This is a genomic window from Brevundimonas sp., from assembly GCF_035998205.1.
Classification (GTDB): domain Bacteria; phylum Pseudomonadota; class Alphaproteobacteria; order Caulobacterales; family Caulobacteraceae; genus Brevundimonas.
Window position 1 is genome coordinate 805344 of the sequence record NZ_DASYHT010000006.1, and the last position, 17810, is coordinate 823153.

Sequence of the window (17810 nt, forward strand, 5' to 3'; positions counted from 1 at the left end):
CAGATAGCCGCTCGGGGGCTGAAACGGAACGGGAACATGCTATCAGGGTGCGGTGAGCGCGTCGTCCGGTCTTCCTCCCCTGTTCGCCGACTGGTTCGCGCGGCGCGGCTGGGCGCCGCGGCGGCACCAGCTGGAGATGGTCGCGGCGGCGCAGGCCGGGGCGCACGCCCTGCTGGTCGCGCCCACCGGGGGCGGCAAGACGCTGGCGGGTTTCCTGCCGACCCTGCTGGAGCTGGCGGAGCGCGGGCCGCGGCCGGAGAGCGGGCCCGGGTCCGGGGTGCACACCCTGTATCTGTCGCCGCTCAAGGCCCTGACCGTCGATGTCGAGCGCAACCTGATGACGCCGATCCGCGAGATCGGGCTGAACATCCACGTCGAGAGCCGCACCGGCGACACGGGCATGGCGAAGCGCCAGCGCCAGCGCCAGTCGCCGCCGGACATCCTGCTGACCACGCCGGAGCAGCTGGCGCTGTTCCTCGCCTGGGAGGGCGCGCGCAGCTACTTCGCCGACCTGCGCTGCATCATCCTCGACGAGGTGCACGCCATCTGGAACGGCAAGCGCGGCGACCTGCTCAACCTCGGCCTGGCCCGGCTTCAGACTTACGCCCCGGCCATGCGGCGGGTGGCGCTGAGCGCGACGGTGGATGACCCGGGCAAGATCGCGGGGTGGCTGGGGCCGTGCATTCCTCCCCCGCAGGGGGAGGGGGACCGCGAAGCGGTGGAGGGGGGGCGGGGCGCTACCCCCCCTCACCATGCTCCGCATGGTCCTCTCCCCCCTGGGGGGGGAGAATGGGATGGAGTACGGGTGGTCACCGGCGACCCGGGCGCGCCGCCGGTGGTGGAGGTGCTGGTGTCGCAGGGGCGGGTGCCTTGGGCCGGGCACACGGGCCAGCACGCCATGCCGGAGGTCTATGACGCCATCGTGCGGGCCGGACTGACGCTGATCTTCGTCAACACCCGCTGGCAGGCGGAGTTCGTGTTCCAGCAGCTGTGGGCGATCAACGATCGCGACCTGCCCATCGCCCTGCACCACGGCTCGCTGGCGGCGGAGCAGCGGCGCAAGGTCGAGGCGGCCATGGCGCGCGGCGACCTGCGGGCGGTGGTCTGCACCTCGACGCTCGATCTCGGCATCGACTGGGGCGACGTGGACCTGGTGATCCAGCTGGCGGCGCCCAAGGGCGCCAGCCGGCTGGTGCAGCGCATCGGCCGCGCCAACCATCGCCTCGACGAGCCCAGCCGGGCCCTGCTGGTGCCGGCCAGCCGGTTCGAGCTGCTGGAGTGCCAGGCGGCGCGCGAGGCGGTCGAGGCCAACGCCTTCGACCGCGACCCGGGGCAGGTCGGGGCGCTGGACGCCCTGGCCCAGCACATCATGGGCTGCGCCTGCTCCGAGCCGTTCAGCCTTGAAGCGCTGCACGCCGAGATCACCACGGCGGCCCCCTATCGCGACCTGTCGTACGCCGCTTTCGAGGAGGTGGTCGATCTGGTCGCCACCGGCGGCTATGCGCTGCGCACCTACGACCGCTTCGCCCGCATCGTGCGCGACCGGCAGGGGATGTGGCGGGTGCGCGACGCCAAGACCGCCCAGCGCCACCGCATGAATGTCGGGGCCATCGTCACCGCCGCCACCCTGAACGTCCGCGTCGCCTCCCGCCGGGCCGGGGGCAAGGCCCTGATGGGCGGCCGCAAGGTGGGCGAGGCCGAGGAGCACTACTTCGAACAGATGTCGCCCGGCGACACCTTCGTCTTCGCCGGCCAGGTCTGGGCCTTCCAGGGCATCGTGGGCCTCGACGCCTTCGTCAGCCCGGCGCAGGACAAGGAGCCGAAGATCCCCAGCTGGGGCGGCTCGAAGTTTCCGCTGTCGACCTCGCTGGCCGACCGGGTGCGCGAGATGATCGAGGACCGCGACCACTGGCGGGTCCTGCCGCCGGACGTGCAGGAATGGCTGGAGGCCCAGGACGAGCGCTCGCGCATCCCCGGGCGCAAAGCCCTGCTGGTCGAGACCTTCGCCCGCGGCAGCCGCCACTTCCTCGTGGCCTATCCGTTCGAGGGGCGGATCGCGCACCAGACGCTCGCCATGCTGCTGACCCGCCGCCTGGACCGGGCCGGGGTCGGGCCGCTGGGCTTCGTGGTGACCGACTACGCCCTGGCCATCTGGTCGGTGCGCTCCATGGCCGACCTCGACTTCGAGGCCCTGTTCGAGCCGGACATGCTGGGCGACGATCTGGAGAGCTGGCTGGACGAGAGCTTCATGATGAAGCGCACCTTCAAGGCCTGCGCGCTCATTTCCGGCCTGATCGAGCGGCGCCAGCCGGGGGCGGAGAAGACCGGGCGGCAGGTGACCTTCTCGACCGACCTGATCTACGACGTGCTGCGCCGGCACCAGCCGGATCACCTGTTGCTGCGCATCGCCCGGGCGGACGCGGCGGCGGGGCTGCTGGACGTGGCGCGGCTGGGTCAACTGTTGACGCGAATCCGGGGGCGGATCGACCATGCGGCGCTGGCGCGGCCCTCGCCCTTCTCGGTGCCCGTGCTGGTGCAGATCGGCCGCGAACGGGTCGACGGCGGCGAGGCGGCCGAGCTGATCCTTGAGGCTTCCGGCCTGATGTTCGACGAAGAGGCGCTGGTGGCCGAGGTGATGGGATGAGGGCCAGATTGCTGCCGCCCCCGGTCCTCAAGGGATCACGGCGGCCACAGCGAGGCACAGCGAGCACGACGGCGTCGGCGAGGCTTTGCGCGAAGCGCCTCAATTCCAGGGCTCGAAGGAAAGGCGCCTTCGGCGCGGCATGCGCGACGTCGCTGTGTCCTCTGTGCCTTCGCTGTGGCCGGTGTGATGCCCTTGTCCCGACGGGGCGCGGGCGATGAACGCGGCTCTGAAGGCGACGCTCGCCCCGGCGCGGCGCGCCTGCGGCGGCCTGACGGTGCGCGTGGCCGGCGAGACCTGCGTGCTGCGCTGTTCGGGTGCGCTCTGGATCCCGGCGCAGGGGACGCTGGTCGCTTCGGACCTGCATATGGAGAAGGGCTCGGCCTTCGCCGTTCGCGGCCAGATGCTGCCGCCCTACGACAGCCCGGCGACCCTGGCGAAGCTGGAGGCCGAGGTGGAGGCGTTGCAGCCGGCCACGGTGGTGCTTCTCGGCGACAGCTTCCACGACCGGCGCGCGGTCGAGCGGCTGGGCGAGGCGGACCACGCCCGGCTGGCGCGGCTGGCGCAGGGGCGGCGCTGGGTCTGGCTGGAAGGCAACCACGACCTCGAGGCCCTGGCCGGGGCGCTGGACCGGCTGACCGGTGAGGTGGTGACGACCCGTCAGGTCGGGGCGCTGCGCCTGATCCATGAGCCGCAGGCCGGGGACGGAGCGGGAGAGGTCGCCGGCCACCTTCACCCCGCCGTGCGCGTCGCCGCCCACGGCCGCGGCGTGCGCCGGCCCTGCTTCGTCACCGATGGCCAGCGGATCCTGCTGCCCGCCTTCGGCGCCTTCACCGGCGGGCTGGACGTGCGCGACCCGGCGATCGCCGGCCTGTTCGCTGCGCCGCCCCTCGTCGCCGCGCTGGGACGGGACAAGGTGCACGCGCTGGACTGGGGGCGGATAACGTGATCAGGCCCCTCCACCGCTTCGCGGTCCCCCTCCCCACTGCGTGGGGAGGAAAGGCGATCTCCTCCCCATGAAATGGGGAGGTGGCCGGGCGCGAAGCGGCCGGACGGAGGGGCTTTCTGGCGCCCCCTAGATGTGGATCGCGTGCCCCAGCGCCCGCAAGCTGGCCTCGTGGAAGGCTTCGCCCAGTGTCGGGTGCACGTGGATCGTGCCGGCGACGTCCTCGAGCAGGGCGCCCATCTCCAGCATCTGGGCGAAGCTGTTGGACAGCTCCGAGACATGCTGGCCGACGGCCTGGAGCCCGAGGATGCGGTGGTCGGTCTTCGAGGCGATGACCCGCACGAAGCCGCCGTCCTCGCCGGCTTCGATGGCCAGGGCGCGACCGATGGCGGCGAAGGGGAACATGGCGGTGATGACGTCGTCGCGGCCCTCGACGTCGGCCGGGCCGAGGCCGGCGGAGACGATCTCCGGCTCGGTGAAGCAGACCGCCGCGATCGAAACCGGATCAAACCGGCGGGGTTTGCCGGCGATGATCTCGGCGACCATCTCGCCCTGCGCCGAGCCCTTGTGCGCCAGCATCGGCTCGCCGGTCAGGTCGCCGACGGCCCAGACGTTCTTCATGCTGGTGGCGCAGCGGTCGTCGATCTTCACGAACGGGCCGTCCATGGCCAGGCCCATGTTTTCGAGACCCCAGCCGCGGGTGCGCGGCTTGCGGCCGACGGTGACCAGCACCTTGTCCGCCGGGATCGACAGGGGCTCGCCGTCCTTCGTGGTGACGGAGAGCGCGCCATCCCCGAAGCCGCCGGCGCGGGCGCCGAGGAACAGCTGCACCCCGTGGCGCTCCAGCCACCTGTGCACCGGGTCGGTCAGGGCCTTGTCGTAGAGCGGCAGGATGCGGTCGGCCATCTCGACGATGGCCACCTCGGCCCCGAGTTTGCGATAGGCGATGCCCAGCTCCAGCCCGATATAGCCGCCGCCGACAACGACAAGCTTTCCGGGCACGGCGTCCAGCGACAGGGCCTCGGTCGAGGAGATGACGTCGCCGCCGAAGGGCAGGAAGGGCAGCTCGACCGGTTCGGAGCCGGTGGCGAGGATGACGTGCTCGGCGCTGATGCGGATGTCGCCGTCCGCCGTCTTCACGGTGCAGGTCTTGGCGTCGGCGAACTCGGCCCAGCCGTTGATGACCTTGACCTTCGCCTTCTTCAGCAGGGCCGCGACGCCGGCGTTGAGCTTGCGGACGATGCCGTCCTTCCATGCGACGGTCTTCGCCAGGTCAACGGCGGGGGCCGCAGCGGTGATCCCCAGGGTCCCGCCGTCCGCCGCCGCCTTCGCCACAGTCTCGTACTTGCCGGCCGCGTGGATGATGGCCTTGGACGGGATGCAGCCGACGTTCAGGCAGGTCCCGCCGAGCCCGTCGCCGCCGTCGACCAGAACGGTCTCCAGCCCCAGCTGGCCGCAGCGGATGCCCGCCACATAGCCGCCGGTGCCGGCGCCGACGATGAGGACTTTGGTCTTGAGGGTCTGGGTCATGCGTGGCCGTCGCTTGTGAACGTCAGGGCTGGGTCTCTGCGACCAGCTCGAGGATGGTGCTGAACAGGGGGTCGGTCTGGTAGGCGCCTTCGACGGTCGCTGTGACGCCGTCGCGCAGGGTACGCGCATCCTCCGGAACCATGACGATGGCGAGGGCGCCGACCTCGGCTGTCCAGCCGGCGGTGCAATAGCCGACCTGGTTCCAGGCGACGCGGAACGGCCCGGTCGCGACGTCCTCACCCTTGATGACCCAGGCGGGTTCAAGCGTCGCATAGCCAAAAGCCTCGCAGGCGCTGGCTCCGGGGTCTCGCGGCAGGTTGAGGCTGGCGCGGTTCCGGGCTGCGGCGAGGCACTCGGCCGGGTCAGAAAGCTCCACCGAAACGACCCGGCCCACGAACACGGCGCGCGCCGCCGCCGTGTCATTGGAGGCGTTGAACGGCGGCGGCACGCAGGCCCAGGCCGGCGCGGCGCAGGCGAGCGTGGACGCGGAGACCAAGGCGATCAGGGCATGTTTCATGACGTTCCTCGCGATAGGCGGGTCAATGGAACGCCGGGCCGTGGCGACGCGCAACATCGGAAGATCTGACGCCACCACACCCGATGCACATCACATCCACAGCGTCGCGGGCTGTTCCAGCAGGCCCTTGATGCGCTGGATGAACACCGCCGCGTCATGGCCGTCGACGATGCGGTGATCGAAGGACGAGGACAGGTTCATCATCTTGCGCACGACCATCTGGCCGTCGCGCACCACGACCCGCTCCTGGATCTTGTTGGGGCCGACGATGGCCACCTCGGGGTGGTTGATGATCGGGGTGTGGACCACGCCGCCCAGCGTGCCGAGCGAGGTGATGGTGATGGTCGAGCCGGACAGCTCGTCCTTCGCCGCCTTGCCCGACTTGGCCGCGGCCGAGACCCGGGCGATCTCGTTGGCGGTGTCATAGACGTCGCGCGCCTCGGCGTGGCGCACTACCGGCACCATCAGCCCGTTCGGCGTCTGGGCGGCGATGCCCAGGTGCACCGGGGCGTGCTGGGTCAGGATGCCGGCCTCGTCGTCATAGTGGGCGTTGATCTGCGGCTGGTCGCGCAGGGCCACGACCATGGCGCGGGCGAGGAAAGGCAGCAGGTTGAGCTTGGGCCGGTCCGTCCCCTTGTTCTGCGCGTTCAGATGGGCGCGCAGCTCTTCCAGGGCCGTGACGTCGATCTCCTCGACATAGGTGATGTGCGGGATGCGCCGCACGCTCTCGGCCATCTTCTCCGCGATCTTGCGGCGCAGGCCGATGATCTTCACCTCGGTCGTCCCTTCGGCGCGGGCGAAGGTCGGGGCGCCGCCGGTCACGGTCGGCGCGGGACGCGCGCCGCCGGCGAGGAAGGCGTCGAGGTCGCCGTGCTCGATGCGGCCGGCCGGGCCGGAGCCCGTCACGAACTGCAGCTCGACGCCCAGCTCCCGCGCCCGCCGGCGCACGGCCGGAGAGGCGAGGGGCTTCTGGTTGGGGTCCCTTTCAATTCCCCTCCCCCTTGAGGGGGGAGGGGCAGGGGTGGGGGTGACCCCGCCAGCCGGTTGGGGCGCGGGCGCGGCCGCTTCGACGGGCGCAGCTGCAACGGGGGCAGACTGTCCGGACGCGGTGTCACCCTCACCCCCGGCCCCTCTCCCCTCAAGGGAGAGGGGAGCCGGTTGAGACTCCTCCGCCGCCGCATTCCCGGCGCCCTCGACCTCGAACTCGACCAGCGGGCCGCGCACGGCCAGCATCTGGCCCGGCTCGCCGTGCAGCTTCGAGACGACGCCGGCGACCGGCGCGGTGATCTCTACCGTGGCCTTGTCGGTCATCACCTCGGCGACGATCTGGTCCTCGGCCACCGGGTCGCCGACCTTGACGTGCCAGGCGGCCAGTTCGGCCTCGGCGGTGCCTTCGCCCACATCGGGCAGCTTGAAGACGAAACGACCCATCAGCGGCCTCCCGACATGACGGCTTTCAGCGCCTCGGCCACCCGTTCGGGGCCGGGGAAGTATTCCCACTCGAAGGCGTGGGGGTAGGGCGTGTCCCAGCCGGTGACGCGCATCACCGGCGCCTCGAGGTGGTAGAAGCAGCGCTCCTGCACCAGGGCGCTCAGCTCGGCGCCGAAGCCCGAGGTTTTCGGGGCCTCGTGCACCACGACGCAGCGGCCGGTCTTTTTCACCGAGGCTTCGATGGCCTCGATGTCCAGCGGCACGAGGCTGCGCAGGTCGATGACCTCGGCGTCGACGCCGGCGTGCTCGGCCCCGGCCAGCGACACCCAGACCATGGTGCCATAGGCCAGGATGGTGACGTCATTGCCCTCGCGCATCACCCGCGCCTTGCCGATCGGCTCGACCACCTTGCCGGTCGGGACCTGGGCCAGCGCCTGGGCCTTCCAGGGCGACACCGGCTTCTCGTGCCAGCCGTCGAAGGGGCCGTTGTAGAGGCGCTTGGGCTCGAAGAAGATGACCGGATCGTCGTCCTCGATCGCCGCCGTCAGCAGGCCCTTGGCGTCATAGGGATTCGACGGGATCACCACCTTCAACCCGGCGATGTGGGTGAACAGGCTCTCGGGGCTCTGGCTGTGGGTCTGGCCGCCGAAGATGCCGCCGCCGTAAGGGCTGCGCACCACGATCGGGGCGGTGAACTGGCCGGCCGAGCGGTAGCGCAGCTTGGCCGCCTCGGAGACGATCTGGTCGTAGGCCGGGTAGATGTAGTCGGCGAACTGGATCTCGACGACCGGGCGCAGGCCGTAGGTCCCCATGCCGATGGCGGCGGCGACGATGCCGCACTCGCTGATCGGGGCGTCGAAGCTGCGGGTCAGGCCGTGCTTCTGCTGCAGCTTGTCGGTGACGCGGAAGACGCCGCCGAAGTAGCCGGCGTCCTCGCCGAACGACAGGACGTTGGGATCCTCGGTCATCTTCACGTCCAGCGCCGAGTTCAGCGCCTGGATCATGTTCATCGGAACGACGGCGGGGGTGTCGGTGGTCATGGCGGGCGCACTCATCCTCAGATCCCCACCTCGCGGCGCTGTTCGACGAGGCGCCAGTCCTCGGTGGCGTAGACGTCCTCGAACATGGTCTTCACGCTCGGGCGCGACTGGCCCAGGGTGCCGACCGCCTCCGCCTCCTTGCCGGCGGCGCGCACCTTCTCCTCGGCGGCCTTGAGCTCGGCCTCGTGCTGCTCGTCGGACCATTCCCCAAGCGCGATCAGGTGCTGCTTCAGTCGGGCGACCGGATCCCCCAGCGGCCACTTCTCGAACTCGTCGCCGGGCCGGTAGCGGCTGGGGTCGTCCGACGTCGAGTGCGGGGCCGCGCGGTAGGTGAACAGCTCGATCACCGTGGCGCCGAGGTTGGCGCGGGCGCGCTCCTCGGCCCAGCGGGTCGCCGCCCAGACGGCGAGGAAGTCGTTGCCATCGACGCGCAGGGCCGGCAGGCCGTAGCCGATGGCCTTGGAGGCGAAGGTCGTCTCCAGCCCGCCGGCGATGCCCTGGAAGGAGCTGATGGCCCACTGGTTGTTGACGATGTTCAGGATCACGGGGGCCCGGTAGACGGCCGCGAACGTCAGGGCGTTGTGGAAGTCGCCCTCGGCCGTGGCGCCGTCGCCGATCCAGCTGATGGCGATCCGGTCGTCGCCCTTGTAGGCGCTGGCCATGGCCCAGCCGACGGCCTGGGGCACCTGGGTGCCGAGGTTGCCCGAGATCGTGAAGAAGCCATACTCCTTCGAGGAGTACATGATCGGCAGCTGCCGGCCTTTGATCGGGTCCGATGCGTTCGAATAGATCTGGTGCATCATGTCCACCAGCGGGTAGTCGCGGGCGATCAGAAGCCCCTGCTGGCGGTAGGTCGGGAAGCCCATGTCCTCGCGGCTCAGGACCATGCCCTGGGCGACGGCGATGGCCTCCTCGCCGGTGCACTTCATGTAGAAGCTGGTCTTGCCCTGACGGTGGGCGCGGTGCATCCGGTCGTCGAAAGCGCGCGTCAGGATCATCGCCTTCAGACCGCGACGCAGCGTCTCCGCATCGAGGCGCGGGTCCCACGGGCCGACAGCGCGGCCCTCGTCGTCGAGCACCCGCACCAGTTGGAAGGCCATGTCGCGCAGACTGGCAGGCGCGGCGTCCGTGTCGGGACGCGCCACGGCGCCGGCGGCGTCGAGGGTGATGTGGCTGAAGTCCGGCGTATCCCCCGGGCGGCCGGAAGGCTCCGGAATCCGTAGGGAAAGCGGTTGGCTGTTCTTCTTCATCGGGTCCTGCCCTCGGTTGATCCGACCGGCGTTTCTCTCCAGCGGCGGCAATAGCATGACGCCGTCGGGAAGGCTCGCTCAAATCCGCCTTGCCAAATGCCGATTTGAGGTATTTTGTTCTACGAAACAAAAGTTGGAGGAATGATGCTCGCGGAAGAGCTGGACGCCATTGACGCGCGGATCCTCGACATCCTGCAGAATGACGCCGGATTGTCGGTCGCAGAGGTCGCTGACCGGGTCGGTCTGTCGGCTTCGCCCTGCTGGCGCCGCATCAAGCGGCTCGAGGACCAGGGGCTGATCCGCAAGCGGGTGACCCTGCTCGACGCCAGCAAGCTGGGGCTCGACTTCGAGGTCTACGCCATCGTCAAGCTGAGCCTGCCCTCCACCGAGAACCTCAACGCCTTCGAGGCCGCCGTGCAGGGCTGGCCCGAGGTGGTGCAGTGCGCCACGATCACCGGCCGCGAGGACTATGTGCTGCGCATCGTCACCTCCGACATGCATGCCTTCGACAAGTTCCTGCGCGAGAAGCTGCTGGCGCTGGCGGTGGTTTCGGACTGCGAGAGCCACATCGTCACGCGCGGGGTGAAGAACGTCACCACCCTGCCGCTGGGCATCGTTACACCGCACCTCAACTAGGGGCCCGCCGCATGACCTCAATGTCCGCGCGGCGCTTCGTCGCGTGCGCGCTGGCCTGCGCCCTTGCCGCCCCTGGCCCGGTCGCCCTCGCCTGGCCGGCGGCGGCGGATCCGGCGGCTGTAGCCCAGGCGGAGGAGGGCGATGTCGCGGCCTTTCGACGGCTTCGCGCCGAGGGGCTCGCGGCGGCCGCCGCGGGGGACCTCGATCTGGCCGCCGCCCGTCTCGCCGAGGCGGACTTGCGGATCGACAACCATCCGGGGCTGATCCAGCTGCGCGCGCGCATCGCCGCCGCCCGCGGGCAGACCGATGAGGCCCTGCGGCTGGTGCGTCGCTACGCCGCCACCGGCCTCGTCTTTAATCTGGAGCGCGACCGCGCCCTGTCCGCCCTCGCCGGCGCGCCCGGCCATGCCGAGGCCGCCGCGGCGCTGGCGGCGAATCTGGCTCCGGTCGGCGAAGGGCGCCTGTCGTCGATGGCCCGCCTCGAGGGGCCGGTTATCGCCGAGGGCCTCGTCCGGGACGCGGCGCGCGGGCGCTGGCTGGTATCCCAGGTTCGAGGGCGGGCGATTGTGGCGCTGGCGGACGATGGCGTGGTGACGCCGCTGCTGGCCGGCGACGCCAGTATCGGCGCGGCGATCGGCCTCGCGCTCGATCCGGGGACGGACTCGCTGTGGGCGACCACCGCTCCGCTGGCGCCTGCGGTGCACGGGCTGCCGGAGGGGGCGGCGCGCCCGGAGCCGGCCCTGCTCCAGCTCGACGCGGCGACGGGGGCGGTGCGCGCCCGTTTCGGCGCGCCGGCCGGCGTCACGGACTTCGACCCCGGCGATCTGCTGCTTGCGGCTGACGGCGCCCTCTATGTCGCGGATTCTACCGGCGGCGCGATCTACCGTCTGCCGTCCGGCGGCACGTCGCTGGAGGTCTGGGTTCCGGCCGGACAGCTCGGCTCGCCGCAGGGGATGGTGACGACGACCGACGGCGCAGCGCTGATTGTGGCGGACTATTCCTCTGGGCTGTGGCGGATTGACCGGCGCTCGGGGGCCGCGATCCGGCTGCCGGCGCCTGCCGAGGCGAGCCTGATCGGGCTGGACGGCCTGGTCGCTGACGGGACGGTGCTGTACGCCATCCAGAACGGCGCCATGCCGCAACGCATACTCCGGCTGACGCTGGCCGCTGATGCGAGCGGGGTGGCCACCGTCGAGGTGCTCGCCGCCAACCTGCCGCAACTCGACGCCCCGACCACGGGGCTGGTTCACGACGGCGAACTGGTGTTCGTTGCCCGTTCCCAGTGGAGCGACTTCACCGCGGACGGGGCGCAGGCGACGCCTGACCCGGCCCCGGCGATCCTCGCCCGGCTGGCGCTGCACTGAACGGGAGCCCGACATGATCGAGATGGTGATCAACGCCCGCCGCAAGGATCTCGGCGGTTTCGAGGTCGGACGGGTTCTGCCCTTCCACAGGCGGCGCATGGTTGGGCCCTTCATCTTCCTCGACCAGATGGGCCCGGCGGAGTTCGCCCCCGGGGCCGAGGCCATCAATGTGCGGCCGCACCCGCACATCGGCCTGTCGACCCTGACCTATCTGTTCGAGGGCGAGATCATGCACCGGGACAACACCGGCGCGACCCAGGCCATCCGCCCGGGGGAGGTCAACTGGATGACCGCCGGCAAGGGCGTGGTCCATTCCGAACGCACCGACCCGCTGAAGCGCAGCCGCGGCGGCCCCATGCACGGCATGCAGGCGTGGATCGCCCTGCCGCTCGAGGCGGAGGAGGCGGATCCGTCCTTCCACCACCATCCCGAGGAAGACCAGCCGAGCTACGAGAACGGCGGCCTGTTCGCCCGGCTGGTCGCCGGCGAGGCCTATGGCGCCCGGGCCGGCGTACCGGTGTCGTCGCCGCTGTTCTACGTCCACTGGGAGCTGGCGGAGGGGGTGCGCACCACGCCGCCGCCGGGGCGCGGCGCCGGCGGCTATTCCGAGCGCGCCCTCTATGTCGTGCGCGGCGAGATCGAGGTCGGCGACCAGCGCTTCGGCGAAGGCCAGATGGTCGTGCTGGCGCCCCACGCCGAGCCGACGGTCACGGCCCTGCAGCCCTCGACGGTGATGGCGCTGGGCGGCGAGCCGGTGGGCGAACGCATCATCTGGTGGAACTTCGTGGCCTCGACCCAGGCCCGCATCGACGCCGCCAAGGCCGACTGGAAGGCCGGGCGCATGACGCTGCCGAGCGAGGACGATCTGGAGTTCATCCCGTTGCCCGACGTGCCGTCGACGCCCGAGCCGGCGCCGAAGCCGGATCCGACCCATCCTGTCTGAGCCGCATCAGTCCCGGTGCTGGCTGAGCTGGAGCCGGAGCAGCTCCTGCCGTAGCTGACGGATGTGCACGACCGGATACATGGCGACCTTGATGACGAGGGCGGCCAGCAAAGCCACGGCGGCCGGCAGGCCCCAGCGCAGCGCCTCCAGAGCGTCCGTGGCCTGGAAGAAGCGCCACGCCGCCCAGACGCCGGCGATGAACAGGGCGGCCTGCGCCAGCATCATGACGAGGTTCACCCACGCCATCCGCCCCTGAAACAGGCCGAACAGCTGGGGGATCGCGCCGGGCTCCTCGCCGATGCGGCGGAGCAGGTCGCGTTCCTCGGCGACGACGGCGGCGTCGAGCTGACGGTCGAAGTCAGTCATGGCGGTCTCCTTCAAGGGCGGCCCGGAGCTTTCGCCGGGCGTGCATAAGGCGGGTCTTCACCGTGCCGACCGGGGCGTCGAGCGCCACGGCCGTCTCGGCCACGGACAGGCCTTCGAAATGAAACAGGGCGATGGCGGCGCGCTGGTCGGGCGGCAGCGCACGCACGGCGGCGCGCAGGCGCCCGTGATCGTCGGCCGCGTCAGGGCCCGGCGGGGGCTCCGGCGGCACCCGGGCCTCGCGGGCCATGCCCGCCGCCAGGGCGCGGTCCCGTCGACGGCCGCCGATGGTCGCTGCGCAGCGGCGGGTGACGATGCGATAGGCCCAGGCCGGAAAGGCCGCCGGGTCTCGCAACCGCTCAAGCCCGCGTACGATCTCGAGCCATGCCGTCTGGACAGCGTCCCGGGCGGCGTCCGGGTCCTGCAGCAGGCGCCGGGCGTGGGCGGTCAGGCGGGGCTGCCATCGCCGCACAAGGCGGTCGAGAGCCAGACGGTCGCCGAGTCTCGCGGACAGGACCAGCAAGGTGTCCGGCGCACGGTCGTCATCGGAAGCGACGTCATCGGTCATGATGAGGGCAAGGTGCGCGCCGGGCGTCGAACGGTTCAGTCGCCGCGGTCGATTTCCGCCAGGAACGCCAGCAGTCGGGCGTTGACCTCCTCCGCCCGCTCCTGCGGCAGCCAGTGGCCGGCGCCGGGCAGGACATGCTGGCCGCGCAGGTCGGTGAGCCAGTCGGCCTGACCGGCCTCGTGCGCTCCGGCGTAGTGACGCACCGGGTCGCGCTCGCCGACCATGAACAGCGACGGCTGGTCGATCTTCCGGTCCTGCAGGCAGGCCGTCAGGGCCCAGTTCAGGTCGAGACAGCGATACCAGTCCACCGGTCCGCGAAAGCCACTCGCCGCGAAGGCGGCCACGTACTGGTCGAAGTGCCCCGCGTCGAGCCAGGGGGGCAGGGGGGCGTCGTCGCGGATGGTCGACAGGAAGGTCTCGCCGGGCGGGAGGAAGCCGGTCGACTGGACTGTGTCCGGCGTCGCGCCGTCATAGGCGTAAAAGGCCTTGCGCAGGGCGGCGGCGACATCGGCCTCGAACGGCAGGTGGGCGTCGTCGGCCTGGAAACGGGTGATGTAGAGGTCGCCACGCCCGGCGCGGGCGGCGATCGCCTTCATCGCGGCGATGGGCGGGCCGCCCGGCCGGCGCGGCTGGAAGGGGACGGCGAGGCCGGCGACGGCGCGGAACATGTCGGGGCGCAGCAGGGCGCAATGCCAGGCGACCGGTGCGCCCCAGTCGTGGCCGACGACTACCGCCGAGGTCTCGCCGAGCGCCCGGACGAGGTCCACCACGTCGCCGACAAGATGCAGGATGGTGTGCTCCTCGCGCCCGCCCGGCCGGTCCGTGCCGCCATAGCCGCGCATGTCCGGCGCCACGGCGCGGTAGCCGGCCGCCGCGAGCGCCGCGATCTGGGCGCGCCAGCCGAGGGCGAGGTCGGGGAAGCCGTGCAGCAGCACCACCAGCGGCCCCTCGCCGGCCTCCAGCACCTGCTGGGTCAATCCGTCCGTCTTCACCCGACGCGTCTGCATGGCACGATCCTTCCAGCGGCGACGCCGCATCTGCACACTGTTCATTGTTCAGGACGGCGGGAAAGCCTATTCTGTGCCCATGAGCGCCCGTTGGACCCCCGAAAGCTGGAGAACCCGTCCCGTCACCCAGATGCCGACGGACTATCCTGACGCCCGCGCCCTCGAGGCCGTTGAGGACCGTCTGCGCGGCATGCCCCCGCTCGTGTTCGCCGGCGAGGCCCGGCGTCTGACCGAGCGTCTGGCCCAGGTCGAGGCGGGCGAGGCCTTCCTGCTGCAGGGCGGGGACTGCGCCGAGAGCTTCAAGGAGTTCTCGACCGACAACATCCGCGACACCTTCCGCCTGATCCTGCAGATGGCGGTGGTGCTGACCTTCGCCGGCAAGAAGCCGGTGGTGAAGGTCGGGCGCATCGCCGGCCAGTTCGCTAAGCCGCGCTCGTCTCCGGTCGAGAAGATCGGCGAGGTCGAGCTGCCGAGCTATCGCGGCGACATCATCAACGGCATGGCCTTCACGCCGGAAGAGCGCACGCCGGACCCCGAGCGGCTGATCCGCGCCTACCACCAGTCGACGGCGACGCTGAACCTGCTGCGCGCCCTGGCCGAGGGCGGCTTCGCCGACCTGCGCAACGTGCACCGCTGGACCCTGGAGTTCGCGGCCCAGAACCCGTCGCAGGCGCGCTACCGCGAGGTGGCCGAGAAGATCGCCGATGCGCTGGAGTTCATGGACACCCTGGGCCTGACCCAGGAGAGTCACCCGATCCTCGCCCGGGTCGAGATGTTCACCAGCCACGAGGCCCTGCTGCTCAATCTCGAAAGCGCCCTGACGCGGCTGGACGGGGCCACCGGCGAGTGGTTCGACACCTCGGCGCACATGCTGTGGATCGGCGAGCGCACCCGCCAGCCGGACGGGGCCCACGTCGAGTTCATGCGCGGCATCCGCAATCCGATCGGGCTGAAGTGCGGCCCGACGATGGAGCCGGACGACCTGCTCCCGCTGATCGACATCCTCAACCCGGACAATACGCCGGGTCGTCTGACGCTGATCGGCCGGTTCGGCGCCGACAAGGCCGCCGAGCGCCTGCCGCGCCTGATGAAGGCGGTGAAGGCCCACGGCAAGCGGGTGGTCTGGTCGATCGACCCGATGCACGGCAACACGCTGAAGGCGGGCAACGGTTACAAAACCCGGCCGTTCGAGCGCATCCTCGGCGAGGTGCGGACCTTCATCGACGTGGCCGAGGCCGAGGGCGTGCACCCCGGCGGCGTGCATCTGGAGATGACCGGTCAGAACGTCACCGAGTGCCTCGGCGGGGCCCATGCGGTGACCGAGGACGACCTGTCGAGCCGCTATCACACCCACTGCGATCCGCGCCTCAACGCCGACCAGGCGCTGGAACTGGCCTTCCTCGTCGCCGAGCGGCTCAGCGCCGGCCGGGTGAACCGGTCCCAGGCGGCCTGACGCTCAGGCTGCGAAGACGGCGGCGGCGCGCAGGATCGCGTCCTCGGCTTCAAGGACGTCCGCCGTCTCGTCGTCGACGCCGTAGCCGAACATGTCGCCGGCGATCCGCTGGACGCCGAGGCCGTCCGGTCGCGACATGACGGACACGCCGTTGCCGTAGAAGCCGTAGCGCACCTCCGGCTGGGGCGGCAGCCAGGCCATCTGGCCGCGCACGGGGACCAGGCTGTCGTCCCCGAACAGGGCCCGCGCCCCGTAGCCGGTGCAGTTGACGATGACCGGCTGGCGCAGGGTCGCCAGCTCGGACGGGGCATGGAAGGTCCGCGTCTCGATCCTGCCGCCGTCGGCCTGGAAGTCGGCGATGAGCCGACGCGACAGCTCGGCGATGTTGAACTGCATCTCCGGCGCCAGGCGGACGCGCTCGGCGTCGAAGTCGTGCTGATCCGGCGCCAGCAGCCGGGAGCGCGGCGTCAGTCCGGCGAGGCGCGAACCATAGCCGGCGAAGCGGACCTCGACCGGCGGCGCGGCCGGCTGGGGTTGAAAGCCGGTTTCGGGGTCCGGGGCGCGCACGCCGCCGACGCCATAGCGGTCCAGAAACGCCACCGGCTCGGCGGGCTGGCCGACATAGGTCTGGTGCATCGCCCAGGAGGCGCGGGCCATCTGTTCCCACTGCGCCGGAAACGCAGGATCGACGCGATCCGGGTCGGCGATACGCGAATCCGGCGTCCACAGGCCTGTCGCGCGCGCGGAACGTGCATGGGGCAGACGTTCCGAGGCATAGACGGTGACCGTCGCGCCGGCGCGCTGAAGCAGGGTGGCGGCCGTCATGCCAATGGCCCCGCAGCCGATCACCGCGACGTCGCGGACGCCGCCCGACAGCGCCAGATCGCGCGCGAGCTCGGCCGAGCCCCACGACAGGGACCAGCCGCTGCCGCCGTGTCCGTAGTTGTGCACCACGCGCTTGTCGCCGACCGTCTCGACCTCGATCCGTGGCCCGGCCGGGCGGAACGGGCGACTGCAGACGGTGATGCGCACGATCCGGTCGCTCGACAGGCGCATCGGCGGCAGCGACGGCCGGACCAGGGTGGGCGGCGGCGGGGCCATCGCGGTCGAGGAACAGGCGCCGAGGCCGAGCGCGCCCGCGCCGAGCAGAAGGCTCCGGCGCTGCATCAGGGTCATGGCGTCGTCCTCTGTGCCGTGTCGCCGGGCCTTGTGCCTGACGCCCGGCCCCCGGACAATGCGCGTCCTTCTTCCGTTACGCCGCCGTCCCGGTTTCCATGAGCCACGCCGACAAAGCCGCTGAACCGCCCGCCTCGGGCCGCGTCGCCTACCAGGGGGCGCCTGGCGCCTTCAGCCACGAGGCCTGCCTGGCGCTGCGCCCCTGGGATGTGCCGGCGCCGTTCGAGACCTTCGCCGAGGCGCTGGACGCGGTCGCCTCCGGGGACTGCGACTGCGCGCTCATTCCCGTCGAGAACACCACCATCGGGGTGGTCGAGCCGGCGGCGTCGCTCGTCGCGGCCAGCGGGCTGGAGGTCGCGGCGGACGTCTGGCGGCCGATCCGGTTGGCCCTGATGGCCATCCCCGAAGCGCGGCTGTCCGATCTGAGAACCGCCGAAAGTCACCCGGCGGCGCTGGGCCAGTGTGTCGCCGCCCTGGCGGCCCTGGGGCTGACCCCGGTCGAGGTCTTCGACACGGCGGGGGCGGCGCAGGCGGTGGCCGAGGCGGGAGACCGGAGCCGGGCGGCGATCGCGCCCGCGGCGGCCGCGGACATCTATGGCCTGTCGATTTTGCGCAACGATCTGCAGGATTCGGCCGACAACCGGACCCGTTTTCTCTTGCTGACGCGCGCCGGCGCTTGACGGCGCACGAAGTTTGCGTGTTCTGGGCAGGTGAGGAGCGCCTTCGCTCCGCCCACGGAACCGGACCATGTCCTCGCTGCGCGCCGACATCCTGTCGCTTTCGACCCGCTCGCGCGCGGCCGGTTTCTATTTTGGCTATCGCTTTTACGGCTTTCGATACGCCGGCTGAGGCGTCGGGCTTGCTTCGTCCCTGACCGCCTCGCCGGCGACCGCTCCCCTGGAGCGGCCCCGCGCCAACGCGCCGTGACCCCCCTCGAAATCCGTT

General features: G+C 71.1%; 16 protein-coding genes. 7 read left to right on the forward strand and 9 right to left on the reverse strand.

All coding sequences use genetic code 11. The annotated features are described in order from the left end of the window. The first annotated feature begins 52 nt into the window (after positions 1 to 52). Both VGN74_RS14055 and pdeM read left to right on the forward strand, forming a co-directional pair. The gene (locus tag VGN74_RS14055; protein ID WP_327449266.1) at positions 53 to 2644 is read left to right on the forward strand and encodes a ligase-associated DNA damage response DEXH box helicase; all 2592 of its coding nucleotides are present in this window, start codon (positions 53 to 55) and stop codon (positions 2642 to 2644) included. Positions 2645 to 2858: 214 nt separating this feature from the next. Further along, positions 2859 to 3590 (forward strand): ligase-associated DNA damage response endonuclease PdeM, encoded by a 732-nt coding sequence (gene pdeM / locus VGN74_RS14060; protein ID WP_327449268.1) that lies wholly within the window; start codon positions 2859 to 2861, stop codon positions 3588 to 3590. Positions 3591 to 3716: 126 nt separating this feature from the next. Here pdeM and lpdA read toward each other — a convergent pair whose 3' ends face one another. From lpdA to VGN74_RS14085, 5 genes are all read right to left on the reverse strand, one after another. Continuing rightward, complete coding sequence (lpdA, locus tag VGN74_RS14065; RefSeq protein WP_327449270.1) at positions 3717 to 5117, reverse strand: dihydrolipoyl dehydrogenase; 1401 nt, start codon at positions 5115 to 5117, stop codon at positions 3717 to 3719. A 22-nt stretch (positions 5118 to 5139) separates the two neighbouring features. Then, on the reverse strand, positions 5140 to 5634 hold the full coding sequence (locus tag VGN74_RS14070; protein ID WP_327449272.1) for a hypothetical protein: 495 nt from the start codon (positions 5632 to 5634) through the stop codon (positions 5140 to 5142). A 90-nt stretch (positions 5635 to 5724) separates the two neighbouring features. After that, the gene (locus VGN74_RS14075) at positions 5725 to 7065 is read right to left on the reverse strand and encodes a dihydrolipoamide acetyltransferase family protein (protein ID WP_327449274.1); all 1341 of its coding nucleotides are present in this window, start codon (positions 7063 to 7065) and stop codon (positions 5725 to 5727) included. Continuing rightward, positions 7065 to 8120, reverse strand: coding sequence for an alpha-ketoacid dehydrogenase subunit beta (locus VGN74_RS14080; RefSeq protein WP_349256347.1), 1056 nt, complete (start codon positions 8118 to 8120; stop codon positions 7065 to 7067). Before VGN74_RS14080 ends, VGN74_RS14075 begins: the two co-directional genes overlap by 1 nt. Before the next feature lie 2 nt (positions 8121 to 8122). Beyond that, positions 8123 to 9355 carry a 3-methyl-2-oxobutanoate dehydrogenase (2-methylpropanoyl-transferring) subunit alpha gene (locus VGN74_RS14085; protein WP_327449278.1) on the reverse strand — a complete coding sequence of 411 codons (1233 nt, stop codon included), beginning with the start codon at positions 9353 to 9355 and terminating at the stop codon, positions 8123 to 8125. A 141-nt stretch (positions 9356 to 9496) separates the two neighbouring features. Between VGN74_RS14085 and VGN74_RS14090 the strand changes: the two genes are divergently transcribed. The 3 genes from VGN74_RS14090 to VGN74_RS14100 are packed head-to-tail and all read left to right on the forward strand — an operon-like array spanning position 9497 to position 12298. Continuing rightward, positions 9497 to 9991: an Lrp/AsnC family transcriptional regulator gene (locus VGN74_RS14090; RefSeq protein WP_327449280.1), complete on the forward strand. Its 495-nt coding sequence runs from the start codon at positions 9497 to 9499 to the stop codon at positions 9989 to 9991. Positions 9992 to 10002: 11 nt separating this feature from the next. Continuing rightward, the gene (locus VGN74_RS14095; RefSeq protein ID WP_327449282.1) at positions 10003 to 11355 is read left to right on the forward strand and encodes a hypothetical protein; all 1353 of its coding nucleotides are present in this window, start codon (positions 10003 to 10005) and stop codon (positions 11353 to 11355) included. 13 nt (positions 11356 to 11368) lie between these two features. After that, positions 11369 to 12298 (forward strand): pirin family protein, encoded by a 930-nt coding sequence (locus VGN74_RS14100; protein WP_327449284.1) that lies wholly within the window; start codon positions 11369 to 11371, stop codon positions 12296 to 12298. Positions 12299 to 12304: 6 nt separating this feature from the next. Here VGN74_RS14100 and VGN74_RS14105 read toward each other — a convergent pair whose 3' ends face one another. The 3 genes from VGN74_RS14105 to VGN74_RS14115 are packed head-to-tail and all read right to left on the reverse strand — an operon-like array spanning position 12305 to position 14236. Further along, positions 12305 to 12664 carry a DUF6768 family protein gene (locus VGN74_RS14105; protein WP_327449286.1) on the reverse strand — a complete coding sequence of 120 codons (360 nt, stop codon included), beginning with the start codon at positions 12662 to 12664 and terminating at the stop codon, positions 12305 to 12307. Beyond that, positions 12657 to 13229: a sigma-70 family RNA polymerase sigma factor gene (locus tag VGN74_RS14110; protein ID WP_327449288.1), complete on the reverse strand. Its 573-nt coding sequence runs from the start codon at positions 13227 to 13229 to the stop codon at positions 12657 to 12659. Before VGN74_RS14110 ends, VGN74_RS14105 begins: the two co-directional genes overlap by 8 nt. A 35-nt stretch (positions 13230 to 13264) precedes the next feature. Then, positions 13265 to 14236 (reverse strand): alpha/beta hydrolase, encoded by a 972-nt coding sequence (locus VGN74_RS14115; protein ID WP_327449290.1) that lies wholly within the window; start codon positions 14234 to 14236, stop codon positions 13265 to 13267. A 79-nt stretch (positions 14237 to 14315) separates the two neighbouring features. On the opposite strand from VGN74_RS14115, the gene VGN74_RS14120 reads away from it, so the two are divergent. Beyond that, positions 14316 to 15689, forward strand: a complete 1374-nt coding sequence (locus tag VGN74_RS14120; RefSeq protein ID WP_327449292.1) for a class II 3-deoxy-7-phosphoheptulonate synthase — start codon at positions 14316 to 14318, stop codon at positions 15687 to 15689. Between the two features lie 3 nt (positions 15690 to 15692). Here VGN74_RS14120 and VGN74_RS14125 read toward each other — a convergent pair whose 3' ends face one another. Next, positions 15693 to 16865 (reverse strand): FAD-dependent oxidoreductase, encoded by a 1173-nt coding sequence (locus tag VGN74_RS14125; RefSeq protein ID WP_327449294.1) that lies wholly within the window; start codon positions 16863 to 16865, stop codon positions 15693 to 15695. 98 nt (positions 16866 to 16963) lie between these two features. Here VGN74_RS14125 and VGN74_RS14130 point away from each other — a divergent pair, with 98 nt between their 5' ends. After that, a complete protein-coding gene (locus VGN74_RS14130) occupies positions 16964 to 17545 on the forward strand; it encodes a prephenate dehydratase domain-containing protein (protein ID WP_327449296.1) in 582 nt (193 codons plus the stop codon). The last annotated feature ends 265 nt before the right edge of the window (positions 17546 to 17810 follow it).

Coding starts and splice junctions, on each gene's coding strand:
- pdeM (WP_327449268.1), top strand. CDS start 2,859: ATGAACGCGGCTCTGAAGGCGACGCTCGCCCCGGCGCGGCGCGCCTGC.
- VGN74_RS14125 (WP_327449294.1), bottom strand. CDS start 16,865: ATGACCCTGATGCAGCGCCGGAGCCTTCTGCTCGGCGCGGGCGCGCTC.
- VGN74_RS14080 (WP_349256347.1), bottom strand. CDS start 8,120: ATGAGTGCGCCCGCCATGACCACCGACACCCCCGCCGTCGTTCCGATG.
- VGN74_RS14105 (WP_327449286.1), bottom strand. CDS start 12,664: ATGACTGACTTCGACCGTCAGCTCGACGCCGCCGTCGTCGCCGAGGAA.
- VGN74_RS14095 (WP_327449282.1), top strand. CDS start 10,003: ATGACCTCAATGTCCGCGCGGCGCTTCGTCGCGTGCGCGCTGGCCTGC.
- VGN74_RS14085 (WP_327449278.1), bottom strand. CDS start 9,355: ATGAAGAAGAACAGCCAACCGCTTTCCCTACGGATTCCGGAGCCTTCC.
- VGN74_RS14110 (WP_327449288.1), bottom strand. CDS start 13,229: ATGACCGATGACGTCGCTTCCGATGACGACCGTGCGCCGGACACCTTG.
- VGN74_RS14115 (WP_327449290.1), bottom strand. CDS start 14,236: ATGCAGACGCGTCGGGTGAAGACGGACGGATTGACCCAGCAGGTGCTG.
- VGN74_RS14130 (WP_327449296.1), top strand. CDS start 16,964: ATGAGCCACGCCGACAAAGCCGCTGAACCGCCCGCCTCGGGCCGCGTC.
- VGN74_RS14070 (WP_327449272.1), bottom strand. CDS start 5,634: ATGAAACATGCCCTGATCGCCTTGGTCTCCGCGTCCACGCTCGCCTGC.
- lpdA (WP_327449270.1), bottom strand. CDS start 5,117: ATGACCCAGACCCTCAAGACCAAAGTCCTCATCGTCGGCGCCGGCACC.
- VGN74_RS14120 (WP_327449292.1), top strand. CDS start 14,316: ATGAGCGCCCGTTGGACCCCCGAAAGCTGGAGAACCCGTCCCGTCACC.
- VGN74_RS14075 (WP_327449274.1), bottom strand. CDS start 7,065: ATGGGTCGTTTCGTCTTCAAGCTGCCCGATGTGGGCGAAGGCACCGCC.
- VGN74_RS14100 (WP_327449284.1), top strand. CDS start 11,369: ATGATCGAGATGGTGATCAACGCCCGCCGCAAGGATCTCGGCGGTTTC.
- VGN74_RS14090 (WP_327449280.1), top strand. CDS start 9,497: ATGATGCTCGCGGAAGAGCTGGACGCCATTGACGCGCGGATCCTCGAC.